Consider the following 21557-nt stretch of genomic DNA (forward strand, 5'->3'; position numbering starts at 1 on the left):
ATGAGTCAGGCTTTTTCTACCTGATTTTGTGTAGGCTTATGTGACGTCAAATACATATAAAAGACATGTCATAAAGAGACTCTTCCTAAAAAAAAGTCACCTTTTTAGAATTGCTTAACGTTTACTACTCTTGTTGGGGTAAGCTACCTGCTTCAGCTGTACTTCTGTTGGAACCTAGTATTTGTATTTTTTCCAGGCTCCCCTGGTGAAATCCGGAATTTCTACTGCCATGCTCTTATTCAGTACAGATTTTTCACTTAGTTCTGTGATGCACGACCACTCGGCAGCGTCGTATACATCCATATCCAGTGGAAGCCCGTTGCGCAGACAATGAATAAGGCGGTAATCCATTACATAATTCATCTCATTAGGTAGGCCTCTGCGATGTGCTTCTTCGCCAATGGTTGCGCTAAAAGGATGTTTATAGCGTGCCATCATTTTTTCTAGCAGTTCTCCTTCAAGTGGAGTGTCTCCATTAGGATCCAGGGCGATACAGGGGACAGGGTATTTCTGGGCGAATCCCAGTGTGCCGCATATTGTTTGAAGGCGGCTGTAAGGACGTGGGGTGGATATGGCGTATTGAAGCATGATTGTCTTCCCTTTGAGCGTGTGGATAAGAGTGGTATTTACATCTCCCAATTGATATTTCTGGTGGGCTTCCGGTGAATATTCGCCGAATAGTCTGCGGGCATATTCGCTCATTCCTGCCTGATGAGTAGACATGGAAACGAGATATTCCATTCTGTCGCTGCGATGAATATCCAGTATCTGACAGGCGGGGCCTAACCCATGAGTGGGATAAGGATTGCCTGTATGTTCGATGCTGTATCTTTTTCCCCAATGGTTGTGGTAGCCGCCTTCGCTCTCTTCGGCAAAGTACATTGAACGAAGATCGTGAATGTAGGCTCCTTCTACATGCATGATTTCTCCGAACAGTCCTCGTTGGGCCATATTGAGGGTCATTAGTGCAAAAGGATCATAACAACAATTTTCGAGCATGATGCAGTGTCGCCTGGTTTTTTCTGCAGTGTCTACTAACTGCCAACATTCTTCCACGCTCATAGCAGCCGGAACTTCAATGGCTACATGTTTATTGCATTCCATTGCGAAGGTTGCCATTGGAGTGTGCATTAACCAGTCGGTACAGATGAATATTAAATCTGCTTCGTCCGATTCGCACATCTTTTTCCATCCCTCCACTCCAGTATATCCTGTGGCTTCGGAACGGCCGGCTTCTTTTAATAGTTGTTGAGCCTTACTTAAATTTCCTTCTCTTATTTCACAAAGAGCTTTGATTTCTACTCCTTCAATTTGCAGATAACGTTGTAAGGTGAGCAATCCTCGATTGCCCAGTCCTATAATCCCGATGCGGACAGTGGGGATAGGGGGGATGTGCTAGCCGGAGTACGTGCGATTGTACCGGAGAATTCTTCATAAGCTTACGGACTAAAGTTAAACAAAAAAAAGAGAATCTAATTTCTCAGATTCTCTTTGGAGAGCGGAAGACGGGGCTCAAACCCGCGACCCTCAGCTTGGAAGGCTAATGCTCTATCAACTGAGCTACTTCCGCAATTTTTTGTGGGCAAAGATGGATTCGAACCACCGAAGTCGAAAGACAGCAGATTTACAGTCTGCCCCATTTGGCCACTCTGGTATTTGCCCTTTTTTGCTTTTGAGGAGGTTTGTTTCTCAATTGCGGTGCAAAGATACAACTATTTATTTAAACTCCAAACAAAATCGATCATTTTTATTGCAGTAATTGCACATTCATCTCCTTTGTTACCCAGTTTGCCACCGGCACGATCCTCTGCTTGCTCCATTGTATTTGTGGTAATTAATCCGTAAATAACTGGTATATCGCCAGTTGCGTTTAATTCGGTAATTCCTTGGGTTGCTCCCATGCAAACATAATCAAAATGTGGAGTATCTCCTTTAATTACGCAACCAATTGCAATAATTGCATCAAGATCGCAATTTTCCATCATTTGGTTGGCTCCAAAAGTAAGTTCGAAACTTCCCGGTACAGTTTTCACCAGAATATTTTCGTCTTTTGCTCCATGTTTTTTTAATGTATCGACTGCACCTTTCAGTAAAGCACCGGTAATATTGAAATTCCATTCGGATACGACGATACCAAATTTCATTGCTTCTGCATTCGGAACGGAATTGAAATCATATTCGGATAAGTTATGGTAAGCTGTTGCCATAGTTAATTAAAAGTTGAGGATTATAAAATGAAAATTTGAGAGTATGAGAGATTAAGAAGAAAGGCACGGATTTCACGGATTCCACGGTTTTAATAGATAGTCCGCTTAATCCGGTGTAATCCGTGCCTCGATTCCCTTATATAATAAGGTATATTATTTTTTCATCAATTTAGCTTGCTCGATATATTTGTCGATGTCCATAGCCTGATAAGATTGGAAGTATTTATCCTTGATCTTAGTGTAAGCGTTTACAGCATCGTCATATTTTCCCTGTTTTACCAGGATTTCACCGGCTTGTATCAGGAAGATCGGGCTTAATGTGTTGTTGTCTGCTTTGTCTGCAGCCGACAGTAAAGTAGAAGCCGCTTTGTCTAATTGGCCAAGTTGTGCATAGCAGTTACCTGCAGCACCCAAGATTGCCGGGGCAACCATTTGGTCTTTTCCATTGAAACTGTCCAGCATCTTCACTGCTTCTTCATATTTGCCAAGTTGTGCGTAGCAAATACCAGCATAAGCTTTTGCCAGATTTGCCGCTTTTGTTCCGCTGTAGTCATCGGCAACTTTCAGGAAACCTGCATAACCGATGCTGTCGCCATTCAAAGCCTGCTCAAAAGCATCCTGTTCAAAGTATTCCTGTCCTTTGAAAAGAGCTGCCTGTGCTTTTTCCTCACGTGGTTCAGCATAGAGGTTTTTGTACATGATAAAACCTGCTACAATAATAATCACAGCAACAACACCGCCAATAATTGCGTTTTTGTACTTGATAAGAAATGCTTCCGATTGTGTCAGTGCATCTTCTACGTTCAGATGTTCGTTCTGATTCTTTTGTTCTGCCATTTTATATGATTCTTTTTGTTATTATTCACCGTTTGATATTTCGACTCGCAAAAGTAGTTTTTTTATATCTACAAACGAAATTTAGAAGCATCTTTTTTTGTTTTACACCCGAAAACCACGAAAATCTTGCTACTTTTGTGAACAAATTAACGTGTACACAATGATACTGAAACGAATATCTGTATTAAACTATAAGAATCTGGAAGAGGTAGAACTGGGATTCTCTGCTAAGCTGAATTGCTTTTTCGGACTGAATGGAATGGGAAAGACGAATCTGCTGGATGCGGTGTATTTCTTGTCTTTCTGTAAGAGCTCCGGAAACCCGATTGATTCTCAAAATATTCGTCATGAACAAGACTTTTTCGTGATTCAGGGCTTTTATGGAAGCGGAGGACGGAACTCCTGAAGAGATTTATTGTGGGATGAAACGCCGTTCGAAGAAACAATTTAAACGGAACAAGAAAGAATATAGTCGTTTTTCGGACCACATCGGTTTTCTGCCCCTGGTGATGGTTTCACCTGCCGATTCCGAATTGATAGCCGGAGGAAGTGAGGAGCGCCGCCGGTTTATGGATGTAGTGATTTCGCAGTATGATAAGGAATATCTTGAAGCGCTGATACGGTACAATAAAGCATTGGCGCAGCGTAACACATTGTTGAAGAGTGAGTTTCCGGTGGAGGAGGAGCTGTTTCTTGTATGGGAGGAGATGATGGCGCAAGCCGGTGCAATCGTATTCCAGAAGCGTGAAGCGTTTATCCGGGAGTTTATTCCTATTTTCCAATCTTTCTATTCCTTTATTTCGCAAGATAAAGAGGTGGTGGGACTATCTTATGAGTCTCATGCGCGGGATGCTTCTTTGTTGGAAGTGTTGAAGCAAAGCAGGGAGAGGGATAAGATAATGGGATTCTCTTTGCGTGGCATTCATAAAGATGAGTTGAATATGTTGTTGGGTGAATTCCCGATAAAGAAAGAAGGTTCGCAGGGACAGAACAAAACGTATCTGGTAGCATTGAAACTGGCACAGTTTGATTTTTTGAAACGTACCGGTCGGACTGTTCCTTTATTATTACTGGATGATATTTTTGATAAGTTGGATGCTTCCCGTGTAGAGCAAATTGTGAAGCTGGTGGCCGGAGACAATTTCGGGCAGATATTTATAACGGATACGAACCGGGGACATCTCGACCGTATTTTACATAAGGTAGGCAGCGATTATAAAATATTTCGTGTAGAGGAGGGTACAATTCAAGAAACGGAGGCTGAAAATGAAGCGCAATGATGCCGAACAAATAGGAAAACTGATTCAACAGTTTCTTCGTCAGGAGAGTTTGGAATCTCCGCTGAACGAACAAAGGCTGCTAGATGCCTGGCCTCAAATCTTGGGACCGGCGGCGGCTTATACCAGCAATCTTTATATTCGTAATCAGACATTGTATGTGCATCTGACTTCTGCTGCTCTTCGTCAGGAATTGATGATGGGGCGTGAGGTATTGGTACGCACGCTGAATCAGAAAGTCGGGGCTACCGTTATTACAAATATTATTTTTCGTTGAAGAAAGATATTCTGTTTATCACCTTTATGCCTAGCTTCCGGAGTGTTTCGGTTGCACGGTTGTAATAAAAAGGATTTTCCAAATATTGATTGTTATGGGCATCTACGCCGATGATAGCGGTGCAACCTTCATGGGCGGCTATTTTCCAGAAATCTGGATGAGGAATGGTAGTAATACCATGAATGTCATTATATTCTTCATATCCGATATTATATTCCAACGGTAAGTTTAACCGTACTGCTGTCCGGCAGATATGCCTGCTGACTAGCTTACAATGACGATCGAACTCGGGGTAAGAACGCATAAATAAATCCGGATGGGCAAGGTAGGCAAATAGTCCGCTTTCCATTCCTTCAATAGCACTCTCTTCATAGAGTTCGAGCATGTCTACCGAATCTGTATTCCGGCCGAAGTAGGGAAACTTCTCATCTGTGTGAAAATGGTGATTTCCGAAGATGATATAGTCCAGTTTATATTCTTTGATGACTCCTTTTAGCCAGTGTATGTATTCAGGAAAATATTCGCATTCCAATCCTATTTTTATGCTGATTTGATTTTTATATTTCTCTTGCAGCGAACGGATGCTTTCCACATATTCCGCTAATTCTTCGGGAAGCATCCGGATGTCGGATATATAATCAGTGTGGTATTTCCACGGAGTGTGGTCAGAAAAACCTAATTCTTGATAGCCGCCTTTGATGGCACTTAAAACAAATTCTTCGTCACTCCCTGTCGCATGATGGCAGCGGGTGGTATGGGTGTGATAATTCGTCTTCATTGATTGTTATAATTATATCCATGCGGATGTCGAATGATTCCGCCGGAACTTCTTCTACTAATTGAAATGGGAAACAGATTCCTGCTTTGTAGGCTGATGGTATGCGTGGCAGGAGACGGTCATAATATCCTTTTCCCCGTCCCAGACGGTTACCTTTAGCATCGAAAGCTACTCCGGGAACGACGATGAAGTCTATGGCTGCATAGTCTGTGAATATTTCTCCGGTTGGTTCTGCTATACCGTAGATACCGCTGATTGACATGTCTTCCGGTCCGGTGTATATCCGTAGTTCTAAATCATCGCCTACTACTACAGGGAGTAGAATCCGCTTTTCAGTCCTCCATTTTTGAATAAAGGCATGTGTGTCTACTTCGTCATTCAGTGAATGATATAGTAATACTGTATTTGCCGCCCTGAAAGCCGGATGGGCTTCGAGGGCGGCAAGTATGTTAGCTGATTGCAGCTTTCGCATAGTTGAATCCGCGTGTCGGGTCTTCAGTAATGCTATATGCTTGCGCAGTTCTTTTTTTCTTTCCATCTTTTTTATCCTTCGTCACTTCTTCCTCTTCAACGGCTACCGGGGCTTTTGGGAAAGCTTCTCCTTTTTCAAGTATCTCAATACCTTTAATAACAGTAGCATCTGTCTTGTTAAAGTATTGGAGATAAGCTTCCAATCCAAGCATGTTGTAGATGATGTTGCCGAAGAGGTTCTTTTCCAATAATTTGTATGATTTCTGAATGAGGATGTTTCTTCTTTTCACTCCTTTACTGTCAGCAAAACGGACAAACTGTTCCACCAAACCCTGATGACGAAGATAATTCAGCAATTCTTCCTCTGTTTCGTATTGGCTTAATTTCTTCCGATTGTTGTCGGTGTACTGGAATGTGAACTGAATAGTCAATCCCCGGTTAATAACTGTCGATAGATAAGAAGTGACTCCCGTCGTATCCTGCGGTACGAATATATCCGGCATGATACCACCACCGCCATACACAGTACGTCCCAAGCTGGTATTATAACGTTCACTCTCATTCTGCTTGATACTATCACGTGAGAAAAATTCTCCATGTTCGTAACGGGTATATAAATCCAGCTCATAGTTACGGTCTTTACCACTTTCGTACGGGCGTTGGATGCAACGTCCGGATGGGGTGTAGTAGCGGGCGATAGTCAGGCGGATAGCCGATCCGTCACTGAAATCGATGGGCTGTTGCACAAGTCCCTTACCGAAAGAACGGCGTCCTACAACTGTACCCCGGTCGTTATCTTGAATAGCTCCGGTGAAGATTTCACTGGCAGAAGCAGAACCTTCGTCAATCAATACAACAAGCGGCATTTTCTGACAGCTACCCGTACCGTTAGCAAATTCTTCTGCACGTGGATATTTACGGCCTTGAGTATATACGATCAACTTGCCTTCGGGCAGGAATTCATTAACCATGCGGATGGCTGCTTCCATATATCCTCCGGTATTACCGCGTAGGTCAATGATTAGACCTTTGCATTTTTTATGGTTGAGCTGTGCTAATGCATTCAGCAATTCTACATGACTGGTACGTCCGAATTTACTGACTTTCACATAACCGATATTGTCATTTAACATATAAGCGGCATCTACGGTATTTTGAGGAATGTCTCCACGCGTGATGTTGAAGTGTAATAAGTCCTTTTCTCCTGTTCGTCTGATTCCCAATTTTACTTGTGAGCCTTTCGGACCTTTCAAGGTGCGCATAGCCCGTTCGTTCGTTACTTTCTTGCCGACAAACAAGCTATCGTCTACAGTAACAATGCGGTCGCCCGCCATTAATCCTATCTTTTCAGAAGGACCTCCCTGAACAACAGCATTGACATGAATGGTGTCATTCTGTATGGTAAACTGGATGCCAATTCCGCTGAAGCTGCCTTCCAGCTCAGAGTTGACTTCTTCGAGATTTTGGGCTGGGATATAAGTTGAATGCGGATCCAGTTCGGCTAGAATTTGCGGCATGGCTTTTTCTACCAAATCGGCCATGTTTACGGTGTCGACATATTGATCGTCTACAATGCGTAACAACGCGTTTAGCTTATTGGAGGAACCGTTGATGATACCCAAACGGTTGCCGGCAAAATGCTTGGCATAAAATGTACCGATAAGAATCCCGACTACCACGCTGACTGCTATGATGACAGGTGTGAAACGTGAAGAGTTTTTTGTACTCATGTCTATTCCTTTTTTAAAACGTTCGTCTTCTTATTTATTGGGAGAGGAATTATCATCTAACTCTGTGTAGATAACTTCGATTCCCGCCCGTTTTAATAACTCTATTCCATCTTCCAGGCGGTAATGCTCGGAATAAACTACCCGTTTGATTCCTGCCTGTATGATTAACTTTGCACATTCGATGCAAGGAGAGGCGGTGACGTACATGGTAGCACCGTCGCTACTGTTGTTTGAACGCGCTATTTTGGTAATGGCATTGGCTTCCGCATGCAGAACGTATGGTTTTGTCAGGTTGTTTTCATCTTCACATACATTCTCGAATCCGGAAGGTGTCCCGTTATATCCGTCGGAGATAATCATTTTATCCTTAACAATTAAAGCTCCTACTTTACGGCGTTGGCAATAGGAATTTTCAGCCCATATGCTGGCCATGCGTATATAACGTTTGTCAAGTTCTAATTGTTTCTTTTTAGTGTCCATGTTGTTTACTATTTATTGCTGACTATCCGGAAAACCATGCGGAAAGTTTGTTTTCCGGATGCCGGTTTGTATAAAAGGTATAAGTTGTTACTGTCTCCTTCGTAAGATGTGGCGGTATTAAGTCCCTCTATAAAATTTTTGGCGAGTCTATCGTTGCCATAGCTACCAGCGGTGGTGACTGTAGCTTTAAAACTGTTGTTCTTGGCGTTGGCATTCCATTTCCCTTCAAAAGTACTGGTTGCAATTACACTTCCTTTTATATTTCCGTTGATAACATCTCCATCTACTGTACCATCAAATACGATGTTGTATGTACCGTTTTTATTAAGCTCTTCAATACTTGCTTTTTCTTGTTCTTCATTCTCCCAAAAGCCAAACATCTCATGACCTCCATCTACTGTGATATAATTTAGTTTCCAAGTTTTTCCTGTAAAGATAGCAGCTACATCGTCCGAATCATTACATCCAGAAAATAAAGGAAGCAATAAAAGCAATCCTACTATTTGAAATATACTTCTCTTCATATTTAATATCTAATAACTTAATACTTATTTCTTTATCCCATTTCTGATTAGCAAAGCATCAATGCTCGGTTCCTGTCCGCGGAAACGTTTATAAAGTACCATCGGATGTTCCGTTCCTCCTTTCGACAGAATATTATTGCGGAATGAGTCTGCCACTTCCTGATTGAATATCCCTTTTTGCTTGAATAATGAAAAAGCGTCAGCATCCAATACTTCCGCCCATTTGTAGCTGTAGTATCCAGCGGCATATCCACCGGCAAAGATGTGGGAGAACTGCGTACTCATGCAAGCTTCTTGTACTACCGGTAATATTTGCGCATCCTTCCAGGCTTCCTGTTCATAAGCTTTCACATCTCCTTCAAAAGGAGTGTTACGCGTATACCATGCCATATCAAGTAGACCGAAACTTATTTGTCTCAGACAAGCATACGCAATATTGAAGTTTGATGCATCTACAAGACGTTTTATCAATTCATCCGGCAAAACTTCTCCCGTCTGATAATGGCGGGCAAAGGTATTGAGGAAATCTTTCTCTATGGCAAAATTCTCCATAATTTGTGAGGGAAGTTCCACGAAATCCCAATATACATTAGTTCCACTTAAACTCCTGTAAGTGGAATTGGCAAACATACCGTGCAGGCTATGTCCGAACTCATGTAAGAATGTTTCTACCTCATTGAAAGTCAATAAAGCAGGCTTATTCTCGGTTGGCTTGGTGAAGTTCATTACAACGGATACATGCGGACGGCTGTTTTCACCGGTCTTTTTATCTATCCATTGCTCCTTGTAACTCGTCATCCAGGCTCCGGCACGTTTTCCCGGACGCGGATGGAAGTCGGTGTATAGGACGGCTAAGAATTTGCCGTCTTTATCAAACACTTCAAAGGCTTCCACCTCTTTATGGTAAACCGGAATCTCTGTGTTTTTCCGGAACGTGATTCCATATAACTTTTCAGCCAGACCAAACACTCCTTTCTTCACTTGTTCCAGTTCGAAGTAGGGGCGAAGCATTTCTTCGTTGATATTGAATTTTTTGTCTTTCAGTTTGTTTGAATAATAATTCCAGTCCCAAGGCATGACAACGAAATCAGCTCCCTGTTCTTTACGAGCCAGTTCTTGTATCTCTTTATATTCTTGCTGTGCAGTAGGAGTATATGCTTCCAACAGTTGGTTGAGTAGCTTGTATACCGACTTGCTGTTTTCAGCCATTCTTTTCTTTAGCGTATATTCCGCATAATCTTTGTATCCCAGTAATTGGGCTATTTTCATGCGTGTATTGGCTATTTTTTTTACGATGTCGATATTATTGAATTCGTTATCGTGTGTACATTTGGTGTTATAAGCCATATACAGTTTTTGACGTAAATCCCGATTATCGGAATACGTCATGAAAGGAACATAGCTCGGAGCGTGAAGCGTGAATACCCATCCTTCCTTTCCTTCGCTCTTGGCTGTTTCTGCAGCTGCTTCTATGATAATTTCGGGTAGTCCGGCGAGGCTTTCTTTTTTTGTTAACAGCATTTGATAAGCATTCGTCTCTTTCAGATTGTTTTCACTGAAAGTTAGAGTCAGTTTACTCAATTCGGTAGTCAGGCGACGGTATTCTTCCCGTGCTTCTCCTTCCAGGTTGGCGCCATGGCGTACAAAGCTGTTATATGCATTTTCCAGTAACTGTTTTTGTTCCTGTGTCAGTTGCAAAGCCTCTTTCTGGTTATACACTTCTTTCACACGTGCGAATAACTTTTCGTTCAGTGTGATATTGTTGCTGTGTTCACTAAGCAACGGCATTATCTTTTGAGCCAGTTCTTGCAGGTCGTCATTCGTTTCTGCGCTTAGCATATTGCCGAAGACGGCTACTACTTTATCCAGTAATTCTCCGGATTCGTCGAAAGCTTCTATTGTATTGGTGAAGTCAGCCTTTTCCGGATTCTGTATGATAGCTTCTATTTCAGCATTTTGCAGCCTGATTCCTTCCAGAATAGCAGGTTCATAATGTTCGGTTTTAATCCGGTCGAACGGCACGGTTTCGTGCGGCGTATGATATTGCCCGTAGAAAGGATTCTGGGCATTTATTATATTGTTCATAGTGCAAACTAGTATCAATGTTAGTATTAATCTCTTCATAGAGGTACAAAGCTACTAAAATTGTAGCTTATTCAACGGATAACACGTTGCTTTTTAACAATATATAAAATGAAATGTATAAAAAAACCGCTACGGTTTCCCGCAGCGGTTTCCTATATTGTTCAGGCTTCTAATTAAGCGTTAACTGATGCCATGTGAGCGATCAAGTCAAGAACTTTGTTAGAGTAACCGATTTCGTTGTCATACCAAGATACAACTTTAACGAAAGTATCAGTCAAAGCGATACCTGCTTTAGCGTCGAAGATAGAAGTACGAGTGTCACCCAAGAAGTCAGAAGAAACTACTGCATCTTCAGTGTAACCCAGGATACCTTTCAATTCGCCTTCAGAAGCTTCTTTCATTGCAGCGCAGATTTCAGCGTAAGTAGCCGGTTTAGCCAAGTTAACTGTCAAGTCAACTACAGATACGTCCAAAGTCGGAACACGCATAGACATACCAGTCAATTTGCCGTTCAATGCAGGGATTACTTTACCTACAGCCTTAGCAGCACCAGTAGAAGAAGGGATGATGTTGCCAGAAGCAGCACGACCACCTCTCCAGTCTTTCATAGAAGGACCGTCAACTGTTTTCTGAGTAGCAGTTGTAGAGTGAACTGTAGTCATCAAACCGTCAAGGATACCGAACTTGTCGTTCAATACTTTAGCGATAGGAGCCAAACAGTTAGTAGTACAAGAAGCGTTAGATACGAATTGAGTACCTTTTACGTATGTTTTTTCGTTTACACCGCAAACGAACATCGGAGTGTCATCTTTAGAAGGAGCTGACATTACAACATATTTTGCACCAGCTTCGATGTGAGCCTGAGCTTTGTCTTTGCTCAAGAACAAACCTGTAGATTCAACAACGTATTCTGCGCCTACTTCATTCCATTTCAGGTCAGCCGGGTTTCTTTCAGCTGTGATACGGATAGCTTGACCGTTAACGATCAGTTTGCTGTTTTCAACATCTGCTTCGATAGTACCATCGAATTGACCATGCATTGTGTCGTATTTCAGCATATAAGCCAAGTAATCAACCGGGCAAAGGTCATTGATACCTACGATTTGAATATCGTTTCTTGTCATTGCAGCGCGGAAAACGAAACGTCCGATACGTCCGAATCCATTAATACCTACTTTAATCATTTTGTTTAAACTTTTAAGGGTTTTATAATATTTGTTCAAATATCTCTCAGCCTTCGCACTTGTTTTATTTTCAAATGCGGTGCAAAATTACAAAAATGTTTTTATATTCGCATATTAAATTCACATTAAATATTGAAAAAAGATGGGAAAGAACACATTTTTACAGGACTTTAAGGCGTTTGCTATGAAAGGTAACGTCATTGACATGGCTGTCGGTGTTGTTATTGGTGGTGCATTTGGAAAAATCGTATCATCATTGGTTGCTAATGTTATCATGCCTCCGATTGGTTTACTGGTTGGCGGTGTGAACTTTACAGATTTGAAATGGGTGATGAAAGCAGCGGAGATTGGTGCTGACGGCAAGGAGATAGCTCCGGCCGTGACGTTGGATTATGGCCAGTTTCTGCAAGCCACCTTTGATTTTCTGATTATAGCTTTCGCTATATTCTTATTTATACGGTTGATTACGAAGTTGACAACTAAAAAACAGGCAGAAGTGGCAGCCACTCCTCCAGCTCCTCCTGCGCCAACGAAGGAGGAGGTTTTGTTGACGGAGATACGTGATTTATTGAAAGAAAAGAATCGTTGATTCTAATTGAAATAAAGGAGGTTCCAAGTGTAAACTGGTGAATCTCCTTTATTTTTCTCTTCATTATTAATATAGATTGCGTACTTTTTTCTACTTTTGCAACTCAATTTATTCAAAATCCAACCATTGATATGCAGGAAAAAATAATAATTCTTGATTTCGGTTCGCAGACAACACAGCTTATAGGTCGTCGTGTACGCGAATTGGATACGTATTGTGAAATTGTTCCTTATAACAAATTTCCTAAAGAAGACCCGACTATTAAAGGGGTTATTCTCTCCGGAAGTCCTTTCTCGGTTTACGATAAAGATGCTTTCAAAGTAGATTTGAGTGAAATTCGTGGTAAATATCCGATATTGGGTATTTGTTATGGTGCACAATTTATGTCATACACTAATGGCGGAAAAGTGGAACCGGCCGGAACACGCGAATATGGACGTGCTCACCTGGCTTCATTCTGCAAAGATAATGTGCTGTTTAAAGGAGTGCGTGATGGGTCGCAGGTATGGATGAGCCATGGAGATACGATTACTGCTATTCCCGATAATTTCAAGAAAATAGCTTCAACAGATAAAGTGGAGATTGCTGCTTATCAGGTAGAAGGTGAGCAAGTGTGGGGTGTTCAATTCCATCCGGAAGTATTCCATAGTGAAGACGGAACTCAAATCCTGAAGAACTTTGTGGTAGATGTTTGCGGTTGCAAACAAGACTGGTCGCCGGCTTCATTCATTGAAAGTACGGTTGCCGAGCTGAAAGCGCAGTTGGGGGATGATAAAGTCGTTCTCGGTTTGAGTGGCGGAGTCGATTCTTCGGTTGCAGCAGTGTTGCTGAACAAGGCTATTGGCAAGAACTTGACTTGTATCTTTGTAGATCATGGTATGCTGCGTAAGAATGAGTTCAAGAATGTGATGAAGGATTATGAGTGTCTCGGTTTGAATGTGATTGGCGTTGATGCCAGTGCAAAGTTCTTCGCAGAACTGGCTGGGGTGGTTGAACCGGAAAGTAAGCGTAAAATTATAGGTAAGGGCTTTATCGATGTGTTCGATGTAGAAGCTCATAAGATAAAAGACGTGAAATGGCTGGCGCAGGGTACTATTTATCCGGATTGCATTGAGTCATTGTCTATTACGGGTACGGTAATAAAGAGCCATCATAATGTAGGGGGACTTCCTGAAAAGATGAATCTGAAGTTGTGTGAGCCGCTTCGTTTGTTGTTTAAGGATGAAGTTCGCCGGGTGGGCCGTGAGTTGGGTATGCCGGAGCATCTGATTACCCGTCATCCGTTTCCGGGACCGGGACTGGCAGTGCGTATTCTGGGAGATATTACTCCTGAAAAAGTACGTATTCTGCAGGATGCTGACGATATCTTTATCCAGGGATTGCGTGACTGGGGATTGTATGATAAAGTATGGCAGGCGGGGGTTATCTTGTTGCCGGTACAGTCCGTGGGTGTAATGGGAGATGAACGTACTTATGAGAGAGCGGTTGCTTTGCGTGCTGTGACATCTACTGATGCCATGACAGCTGACTGGGCACATCTGCCTTATGAATTTATGGGTAAGGTATCGAATGATATTATTAATAAGGTGAAAGGAGTGAACCGTGTCACCTATGATATCAGTTCCAAGCCGCCAGCAACTATTGAATGGGAATAATACACTTTGTATCATAAAGATAGCCTCAATGGAAATTCCTGTTGAGGCTATTTTTGTGATAGATAATTTCTTTTGTTGGTTAATTCGTATCTATTCGCTTATCAGCTTTTGTGCGTCCGGAATAAGAATCTCTTTCCGGCGTAACTCTAATAATCCTTTGTCTTGTAGCTCGTTGAGTGCTTTTGATGTATTCAACCGAGTGTCATCTAAGTAGCGGGCAAGGTCGTCCATTTTTACTTTGAATATCTTTTCTCCCTGCGTTTTTTCACAATGTAGCAGGAAAAAGCGAATGATTTTCTCTTGTAAGTCTTGTGTCGGTTCTTCCCATAAACGGGAATAAAGATTTTGTGCCCGGTTGCTGACAATGTTCATGTAGTTGAGCCGGAATATTTCATATTTGAACAGGTCGCTAAGTACAAACGCTTTGCTGATGCTGACAGTGTGTGCTTCCGTATGTGCTATATAAGCGGAAGTGTAATTGGTGTTCATGCCGAACAACGACTGTGGTTCCAGCAGGTAAGGTGCTTCCATCTGTTCAATGACGGTGTATATATTTTCTTTGGAACTTGTGACGATAGAAACCTCTCCTTTTAACAGAAAGCAGAGTTGTTTACACGGACTACCATTTTCTATGATAGTTTCTCCCACTTTATGCTTGATAAAGTGTAGCTTGACCTTATCCAGAATACTTGTGAAATCTTCATGACAAAGACCTTGAAATAAAGGCAATTGGAGCAAAGTGTCGAACATTGTTTCCATATGTTGTAATCTCTTGTTAATCGTACAAATTTACTCATAATACAATACTGCTGTCAATATCTGAGCGTTCTTTTTGTTTTTTTTATTGTTTGAATGCATAAAAATAGAGTATATTTGCAGAAAAAAAGGAGGAAATTATGTTCGCAGGCTTCAATTGGCAACAGATGATCAGTGCGTTTATCGTACTTTTTGCCGTGATAGACATTATCGGCTCTATACCTATTATAATTAACCTGAAAGAAAAAGGGAAAGATGTGAATGCAATGAAAGCTACTGTCATCTCTTTTGCTTTGCTGATCGGATTTTTCTATGCGGGAGATATGATGCTGAAACTCTTCCATGTAGATATTGAGTCGTTTGCAGTAGCCGGCGCATTTGTCATTTTCCTCATGTCTTTGGAGATGATTCTGGATATTGAGATTTTCAAGAACCAAGGTCCTATCAAAGAAGCAACTTTGGTACCGCTCGTCTTTCCTCTGTTGGCAGGTGCCGGAGCTTTCACCACTTTGCTTTCTCTCCGGGCGGAATATGCCAGTGTTAATATTATTATAGCTTTAGTCTTGAACATGATCTGGGTTTACTTTGTAGTGAGTATGACCGGTCGTGTAGAACGTTTCCTGGGAAAAGGAGGTATTTATATTATTCGTAAGTTCTTCGGCATCATCTTATTGGCTATATCTGTAAGATTGTTTACGGCAAATATAACGTTATTGATTGAGGCGTTGCATCGGTCTTGATTGAATTCAGATTATCTTATTGAACTGGAAAGCTATTATATTAACTGTGCCACCATGGTGGCACAGTTGTGCCACGCCTATGTCATAATTGTGCCAATACGATGGCACAGTTGTGACAGTACGGTGACATGAGTTGGCATTTATAATGGTTCTTTCTCTTCTTTTTCCTCTTCTGCCGTTGCTGTCGTTGCTTCTTCTATATTCTCTTCTTCTTCCGCTTCGTCTGCAAAAGGTTCCGGTCGTTGTGGACCGTGATTGACGAAAACGAAAGCACAGAATGTTCCTATAACTCCACCGCTGAGATGACCTTCCCACGACATATTGGTGGGGGAGAAATAAGGAAACATATGCCATATAATTCCTCCATACAAAAAGGTGACGAGTAGAGAAATGGCAATGAGTGGAACATATTTGCGGAGAATACCACTGAAAAAGAGAAAGAAGGCAAGTCCGTAAATCAATCCGCTGGCACCGATGTGCCATCCCGGTTTTCCGATCAGGAAAGTTAGTAGTCCGCCTCCTAGCCAGATTAGGATGAAAATTTTATTTGCTATCCCCCGGTAAAAGTAAAAAAGACACCATGACAAGAAAAATAAAGGGATTGTGTTTGCCAGTAAATGACTGAATCCGCTGTGTATCAGCGGGTGAGTTAAAATACCTACCAGTCCCCGTTTCTCCATAGGATATACCCCCAAGCGAGAGAAGTCCCAGTCCATTCCGACTTCCATAATCTTGAGTAAATAGAGGATAAAAATAAGGAACAAAGGCTTTGCTGCAGCCAGCATGATACGCTGAATATCTTGCTTCATGACATTCTTTTCTTTAGATATTTTACGCAATACTACGAATATTTGCACAAAATCTGAAAATAAAAAGCCTTTTTTATTTTTGTTTTTATCTATAATTTGTACATTTGGGCGTTATACCCGTTGTATATGATGCTACAGCCAATATATACGGTATGTAACAATAAATAGATATACGATATAATGACCAATAATTAACCTTTAATAATGCACAACTATGAGTTATTTACGATTTGACAAGACCCTCATGACGAATCTGGAAGAATCTCTTCAAAGAGAAATCCTCCGGACGAACAAAGCAGGAGCTTATCATTGTACGACGATTGTTGATTGTAACACACGCAAATATCACGGCCTGTTGGTGATTCCAGTTCCCAATCTCGACGATGAAAATCATGTGCTGCTATCTTCTCTTGATGAAACGGTAATTCAACACGGTGCGGAGTTTAACTTGGGGTTGCACAAATATCAAGGAAACAACTTTAGTCCTAACGGACACAAGTATATCCGTGAGTTTGACTGTGAGCATATCCCGGCAACAACTTACCGTGTCGGAGGTGTTATCCTCCGCAAAGAAAAAATCTTTGTACATCATGAAAATAGAATCCTGATTCGTTATACGTTACTTGATGCGCATTCGGCCACAACCTTGCGCTTTCGCCCGTTCCTCGCTTTCAGGAGTGTACGCGAGTACACACATGAAAATGGGCAGGCAAGCCGCGAGTATCAACTTGTGGAAAATGGTATTAAAACCTGTATGTATCCCGGCTATCCGGAACTTTATATGCAGTTGAATAAAAAGTGTGAGTTCCATTTCATGCCTGACTGGTATCGGGGGATTGAATACCCGAAAGAGCAAGAACGAGGGTATGACTTCAATGAAGACCTTTATGTTCCCGGTTATTTTGAGGTGGATATAAAGAAAGGGGAGAGTATCGTATTCTCTGCCGGAACTTCAGAAGTGACTCCCCGTAGATTGAAACAGACATTTGAGGCTGAAGTGGCTGATCGTACCCCGCGTGATAGCTTTTATCACTGCCTGAAGAATTCCGCTCATCAGTTCCATAACCAACAGGAAGACGAACATTATATTCTTGCCGGTTATCCGTGGTTTAAGTGTCGTGCGCGTGATATGTTCATTGCACTGCCGGGGCTGACGCTTGCGCTCGATGAGGTCGACCAGTTTGAGGATGTGATGAAAACGGCGGAAAAAGCGATTCGCAACTTTATTAATGAAGAACCTGTCGGATACAAGATTTATGAAATGGAGCATCCGGACGTTTTGCTTTGGGCTGTCTGGGCTTTGCAGCAATATGCAAAAGAGACTTCCCGTGAGCAATGTCGTCAGAAATATGGAGAACTCCTGAAAGATATGATGGAGTTTATCCGTCAGCGGAAACATGAGAATCTCTTTTTGCATGACAATGGATTACTTTTTGCTAACGGTACGGATAAGGCGATTACATGGATGAACTCTACTGTGAACGGACATCCGGTGATTCCTCGTACAGGATATATTGTTGAATTTAATGCGTTGTGGTATAATGCGTTGCGTTTCATCGCTGATTTGGTGCGCGAAGGGGGAGACGTATACTTGGCGGATGAACTCGATGCGCAGGCGGAAGTAACCGGAAAGTCTTTTGTCGAGGTATTCCGTAACGAATATGGTTATCTGCTTGATTATGTTGACGGTAATATGATGGATTGGAGTGTACGTCCTAACATGATATTTGCCGTAGCGTTTGATTATTCTCCTTTGGATCGTGCACAAAAGAAACAGGTGCTTGATATTGTGACCAAAGAGCTGCTCACTCCGAAAGGAATTCGTTCATTGAGTCCGAAGAGTGGTGGATATAATCCTAACTATGTGGGTCCGCAGATACAACGGGATTATGCTTATCATCAGGGAACTGCTTGGCCTTGGTTGATGGGATTCTATCTGGAAGCTTATCTTCGAATTTATAAGATGAGCGGATTGTCATTTGTTGAACGCCAGCTTATTAGTTATGATGACGAGATGACAAGCCATTGTGTTGGTTCCATTCCCGAGTTGTTCGATGGGAACCCGCCTTTCAAAGGACGTGGCGCGGTGTCGTTCGCGATGAATGTAGCAGAAATACTGCGTGTCTTAAAGCTACTGTCTAAGTATTATTAAAAAAGGAGGAACGAAGATGAAAGTTTTAATGTTTGGATGGGAATTCCCTCCCAAAATATATGGTGGTCTTGCGGTTGCTTCTTATGGAATAACTAAAGGATTGAGTCTGCAAGGTGATATGGAGACGATTTTCTGTATGCCTAAGCCTAGCGGCGAAGAAGAAAAGTTCTTGAAAATAATCGGTATGAATCAAGTACCCATCGTATGGCGTGATGTCCACTACGATTACTTGAAGTCCCGTTTGTTGGAAATGACACCGGAGGAGTATTATTCTTTCCGTGATCATATCTATGCCGATTTTTCTTATATGCATGTGAATGATTTGGGATGTATGGAATTTGCAGGTGGCTATCCCGGGAACTTGCACGAAGAAATTAATAATTTCTCGATCATTGCCGGAGTAGTAGCCCGTCAGCAGGAGTTTGATATTATTCATGCTCACGACTGGCTCACTTACCCTGCCGGTGTACATGCCAAGATGGTAAGTGGAAAGCCGCTTTGTATCCATGTGCATGCCACTGATTTTGACCGTTCTCGTGGCAAAGTCAATCCTACTGTTTATTCGATTGAGAAGAATGGTATGGATCATGCCGATTGTATCATGTGCGTGTCCGAGTTGACTCGCCGCACTGTTATTAACGAGTATCATCAGGACCCTAGAAAAGTATTTGCAGTGCATAATGCTGTTTATCCATTGTCGCAGGAGCTGCTGGACATTCCACGTCCCGATCATTCAAAAGAAAAGGTGGTCACTTTCCTCGGACGTATTACGATGCAGAAAGGGCCGGAATATTTTGTAGAAGCTGCTGCTCTTGTGTTGCGTCGTACTCGTAATATTCGTTTCGTTATGGCTGGCTCGGGTGATATGTTGAATGCCATGATCAATCTGGTGGCCGAGCGTGGTATTGCTGACCGGTTTCATTTCCCGGGTTTTATGAAAGGTAAGCAGGTATATGAAGTTTATAAGAACAGTGATGTGTTTGTCATGCCGTCTGTCTCTGAACCTTTCGGTATTGCTCCATTGGAGGCGATGCAGTGTGGAACGCCTTCCATCATTTCTAAGCAGTCAGGGTGTGGCGAGATTCTTGATAAGGTGATAAAAACTGACTACTGGGATATTCATGCAATGGCTGACGCTATCCACTCTCTTTGTACTAATCCGTCTCTTTTCGAATACCTCAAGGAAGAAGGTAAGAAAGAAGTAGATGGGATTACTTGGGAAAAAGTCGGCTTGAGAATCCGTGCTCTCTATGATGCTGTGTTAAGAAACTATGGTAAATAACAAAACAATAAATAAAAATGAGAACTATCTGTCTTTATTTTGAAATACATCAAATTATCCATTTGAAACGCTATCGTTTCTTCGATATTGGTAATGATCATTATTATTACGATGATTATGCGAATGAAACGGGTATGAATGAGGTCGCTGAACGTTCATATATTCCTGCTCTCAATACTTTAATTGAGATGGTGAAGAACTCGGGGGGCTTTAAAGTAGCGCTTTCTATCTCGGGGGTAGCCTTGGAACAATTGGAAATTCATGCTCCGGCAGTCATTGATTTATTGCATCAGTTGAATGAAACAGGATGTTGTGAGTTCTTGTGTGAACCTTATTCACATGGTTTGTCTTCACTTGCCAACGAGGATTGCTTCCGCGAAGAAGTGCTTCGTCAACGTGATAAGATGAAACAGATGTTTGGTAAAGAACCGAAAGTGTTCCGCAATTCTAGTCTGATTTATTCTGATGAAATTGGTGGCTTGGTAGCTTCTATGGGTTTTAAGGGGATGTTAACGGAAGGTGCTAAACATGTGTTGGGATGGAAGAGTCCGCATTATGTCTATCACTGTAATCAAGCTCCCAGTCTTAAGCTTTTGTTGAGAGATTTCAAACTTTCTGACGATATCAGCTTGCGTTTTTCCAATTCGGATTGGGCGGAATATCCTTTGTTCGCTGATAAATATATTAATTGGATCGATGCATTACCGCAAGAAGAACAAGTAATTAATATCTTCATGGAATTGAGTGCACTTGGTATGGCTCAACCGTTATCTTCTAATATTCTTGAATTCTTGAAAGCGTTGCCGGAATGCGCAAAGGCTAAGGGAATCACTTTCTCTACACCGACAGAAATTGTAACGAAGTTGAAATCAGTGTCACAGCTTGATGTTGCATATCCGATGTCATGGGTAGATGAAGAAAGAGATACTAGTTGTTGGCTAGGTAATGTTATGCAACGCGAGGCTTTCAATAAATTGTATAGTGTAGCTGAACGTGTGCATTTGTGTGACGACCGTCGTATCAAACAGGATTGGGATTATTTGCAGGCTAGCAATAACTTCCGTTTCATGACAACGAAGAATAATGGTATGTGGCTGAATCGTGGGATCTATGATTCTCCTTATGATGCTTTCACCAACTATATGAATATTCTGGGTGACTTTATCAAACGGGTAGATGCACTATATCCTGCTGATGTAGACAGTGAAGAATTAAATTCTTTGTTGACTACAATTAAGAACCAGGGAGATGAGATTACCGAGTTGGAAAAAGAAGTGGCTAAATGGCAGGCAAAAGCAGAAGCGGCAAAGAAAACGACAGTCAAAAAGGCTGCTGATGCTAAAGAACCGGCAGTAAAAGAGAAAGCTGTTGCTAAATCAAAGCCTGCTGCAAAGAAAGCTGAAGCTAAGAAAGCAGTTGCGGAGCCGAAGAAGGCTACAGGTAAAGCTAAAAAGGCTGCTGCTAAGTAGAAGAATAAGAAATTATTATGTTTATTATATTGGGACCGTGAGTGAGATAAAATCAAACTCACGGTTTTTTGTGTGGATTAAGTCGAAACCTTTGTTGGCAGATATTCTTCTGCAAGATAGTAACACCATCCGATAAAATAGTAACGCTATTTGATAACGATACCGTTAATACCCCAAGCATATACCGTTATTATTATGAAATTATTCTATCTGACTTTTCTATAAATATCTTATAAAACAACAGCGCAGATTACT

At 41.8% G+C, this 21557-nt stretch carries 18 protein-coding genes, 2 tRNA genes and 2 pseudogenes; 8 read left to right on the forward strand and 14 right to left on the reverse strand.

Annotated elements, in window-relative coordinates; genetic code table 11:
- Window positions 1–174: 174 nt before the first annotated feature.
- The 5 genes and pseudogenes from NXX38_RS12710 to NXX38_RS12730 form a co-directional block, all read right to left on the reverse strand.
- Window positions 175–1435 (reverse strand): annotated as a pseudogene (locus NXX38_RS12710) (Gfo/Idh/MocA family protein).
- Window positions 1436–1497: 62 nt separating this feature from the next.
- A tRNA-Gly gene (locus tag NXX38_RS12715) sits at window positions 1498–1570 on the reverse strand.
- Window positions 1571–1579: 9 nt separating this feature from the next.
- Window positions 1580–1662, reverse strand: a tRNA-Tyr gene (locus NXX38_RS12720).
- A gap of 50 nt (window positions 1663–1712) precedes the next feature.
- Entirely contained in the window at window positions 1713–2207 is a 495-nt protein-coding gene (ribH, locus tag NXX38_RS12725) for a 6,7-dimethyl-8-ribityllumazine synthase (protein ID WP_004301766.1), read from the reverse strand.
- 153 nt (window positions 2208–2360) lie between these two features.
- Window positions 2361–3044: a tetratricopeptide repeat protein gene (locus tag NXX38_RS12730; RefSeq protein ID WP_074638814.1), complete on the reverse strand. Its 684-nt coding sequence runs from the start codon at window positions 3042–3044 to the stop codon at window positions 2361–2363.
- Between the two features lie 160 nt (window positions 3045–3204).
- Here NXX38_RS12730 and recF point away from each other — a divergent pair.
- Window positions 3205–4324 (forward strand): annotated as a pseudogene (gene recF / locus NXX38_RS12735) (DNA replication/repair protein RecF).
- Window positions 4311–4598, forward strand: coding sequence for a DUF721 domain-containing protein (locus NXX38_RS12740; protein ID WP_074638816.1), 288 nt, complete (start codon window positions 4311–4313; stop codon window positions 4596–4598). Before recF ends, NXX38_RS12740 begins: the two are co-directional and overlap by 14 nt.
- On the opposite strand, the gene NXX38_RS12745 is transcribed toward NXX38_RS12740, so the two are convergent.
- The 7 genes from NXX38_RS12745 to gap all read right to left on the reverse strand — a co-directional run bounded on the left by NXX38_RS12745 (window position 4585) and on the right by gap (window position 11850).
- The gene (locus NXX38_RS12745) at window positions 4585–5376 is read right to left on the reverse strand and encodes a histidinol-phosphatase (protein WP_258979628.1); all 792 of its coding nucleotides are present in this window, start codon (window positions 5374–5376) and stop codon (window positions 4585–4587) included. The two genes, NXX38_RS12740 and NXX38_RS12745, sit on opposite strands and share 14 nt — an antisense overlap.
- Window positions 5321–5848 carry a 5-formyltetrahydrofolate cyclo-ligase gene (locus NXX38_RS12750; RefSeq protein ID WP_229091884.1) on the reverse strand — a complete coding sequence of 176 codons (528 nt, stop codon included), beginning with the start codon at window positions 5846–5848 and terminating at the stop codon, window positions 5321–5323. The genes NXX38_RS12745 and NXX38_RS12750 overlap by 56 nt, the downstream gene beginning before the upstream one ends.
- The gene (locus NXX38_RS12755) at window positions 5826–7577 is read right to left on the reverse strand and encodes a S41 family peptidase (protein ID WP_148364328.1); all 1752 of its coding nucleotides are present in this window, start codon (window positions 7575–7577) and stop codon (window positions 5826–5828) included. The genes NXX38_RS12750 and NXX38_RS12755 overlap by 23 nt, the downstream gene beginning before the upstream one ends.
- Before the next feature lie 30 nt (window positions 7578–7607).
- Window positions 7608–8057 carry a dCMP deaminase family protein gene (locus tag NXX38_RS12760; RefSeq protein ID WP_148364329.1) on the reverse strand — a complete coding sequence of 150 codons (450 nt, stop codon included), beginning with the start codon at window positions 8055–8057 and terminating at the stop codon, window positions 7608–7610.
- A gap of 8 nt (window positions 8058–8065) precedes the next feature.
- Entirely contained in the window at window positions 8066–8581 is a 516-nt protein-coding gene (locus NXX38_RS12765) for a DUF4847 domain-containing protein (protein ID WP_258979630.1), read from the reverse strand.
- A 24-nt stretch (window positions 8582–8605) separates the two neighbouring features.
- The gene (locus tag NXX38_RS12770; RefSeq protein WP_148364331.1) at window positions 8606–10666 is read right to left on the reverse strand and encodes a M3 family metallopeptidase; all 2061 of its coding nucleotides are present in this window, start codon (window positions 10664–10666) and stop codon (window positions 8606–8608) included.
- A 173-nt stretch (window positions 10667–10839) separates the two neighbouring features.
- Window positions 10840–11850, reverse strand: coding sequence for a type I glyceraldehyde-3-phosphate dehydrogenase (gap, locus tag NXX38_RS12775; protein ID WP_143258094.1), 1011 nt, complete (start codon window positions 11848–11850; stop codon window positions 10840–10842).
- A gap of 142 nt (window positions 11851–11992) precedes the next feature.
- On the opposite strand from gap, the gene mscL reads away from it, so the two are divergent.
- Entirely contained in the window at window positions 11993–12439 is a 447-nt protein-coding gene (mscL, locus tag NXX38_RS12780; RefSeq protein ID WP_148364332.1) for a large-conductance mechanosensitive channel protein MscL, read from the forward strand.
- A 131-nt stretch (window positions 12440–12570) separates the two neighbouring features.
- Window positions 12571–14094 carry a glutamine-hydrolyzing GMP synthase gene (gene guaA, locus NXX38_RS12785; protein WP_148364333.1) on the forward strand — a complete coding sequence of 508 codons (1524 nt, stop codon included), beginning with the start codon at window positions 12571–12573 and terminating at the stop codon, window positions 14092–14094.
- A 90-nt stretch (window positions 14095–14184) separates the two neighbouring features.
- Here guaA and NXX38_RS12790 read toward each other — a convergent pair whose 3' ends face one another.
- On the reverse strand, window positions 14185–14853 hold the full coding sequence (locus NXX38_RS12790; protein WP_148364334.1) for a Crp/Fnr family transcriptional regulator: 669 nt from the start codon (window positions 14851–14853) through the stop codon (window positions 14185–14187).
- A 137-nt stretch (window positions 14854–14990) separates the two neighbouring features.
- Here NXX38_RS12790 and NXX38_RS12795 point away from each other — a divergent pair, with 137 nt between their 5' ends.
- Window positions 14991–15590: a MarC family protein gene (locus NXX38_RS12795; protein ID WP_004301781.1), complete on the forward strand. Its 600-nt coding sequence runs from the start codon at window positions 14991–14993 to the stop codon at window positions 15588–15590.
- Window positions 15591–15730: 140 nt separating this feature from the next.
- Here NXX38_RS12795 and NXX38_RS12800 read toward each other — a convergent pair whose 3' ends face one another.
- Window positions 15731–16399, reverse strand: a complete 669-nt coding sequence (locus tag NXX38_RS12800; protein WP_258979632.1) for a rhomboid family intramembrane serine protease — start codon at window positions 16397–16399, stop codon at window positions 15731–15733.
- A 214-nt stretch (window positions 16400–16613) separates the two neighbouring features.
- On the opposite strand from NXX38_RS12800, the gene NXX38_RS12805 reads away from it, so the two are divergent.
- The 3 genes from NXX38_RS12805 to NXX38_RS12815 are packed head-to-tail and all read left to right on the forward strand — an operon-like array spanning window position 16614 to window position 21302.
- Window positions 16614–18551 carry a glycogen debranching enzyme N-terminal domain-containing protein gene (locus tag NXX38_RS12805; RefSeq protein WP_148364336.1) on the forward strand — a complete coding sequence of 646 codons (1938 nt, stop codon included), beginning with the start codon at window positions 16614–16616 and terminating at the stop codon, window positions 18549–18551.
- A 16-nt stretch (window positions 18552–18567) separates the two neighbouring features.
- A complete protein-coding gene (locus NXX38_RS12810; protein WP_164727216.1) occupies window positions 18568–19833 on the forward strand; it encodes a glycosyltransferase family 4 protein in 1266 nt (421 codons plus the stop codon).
- A gap of 17 nt (window positions 19834–19850) precedes the next feature.
- Window positions 19851–21302 carry a glycoside hydrolase family 57 protein gene (locus NXX38_RS12815; protein WP_258979633.1) on the forward strand — a complete coding sequence of 484 codons (1452 nt, stop codon included), beginning with the start codon at window positions 19851–19853 and terminating at the stop codon, window positions 21300–21302.
- Window positions 21303–21557: the final 255 nt, after the last annotated feature.

The organism is Bacteroides sp. BFG-637, assembly GCF_024793605.1.
GTDB lineage: Bacteria > Bacteroidota > Bacteroidia > Bacteroidales > Bacteroidaceae > Bacteroides > Bacteroides vicugnae.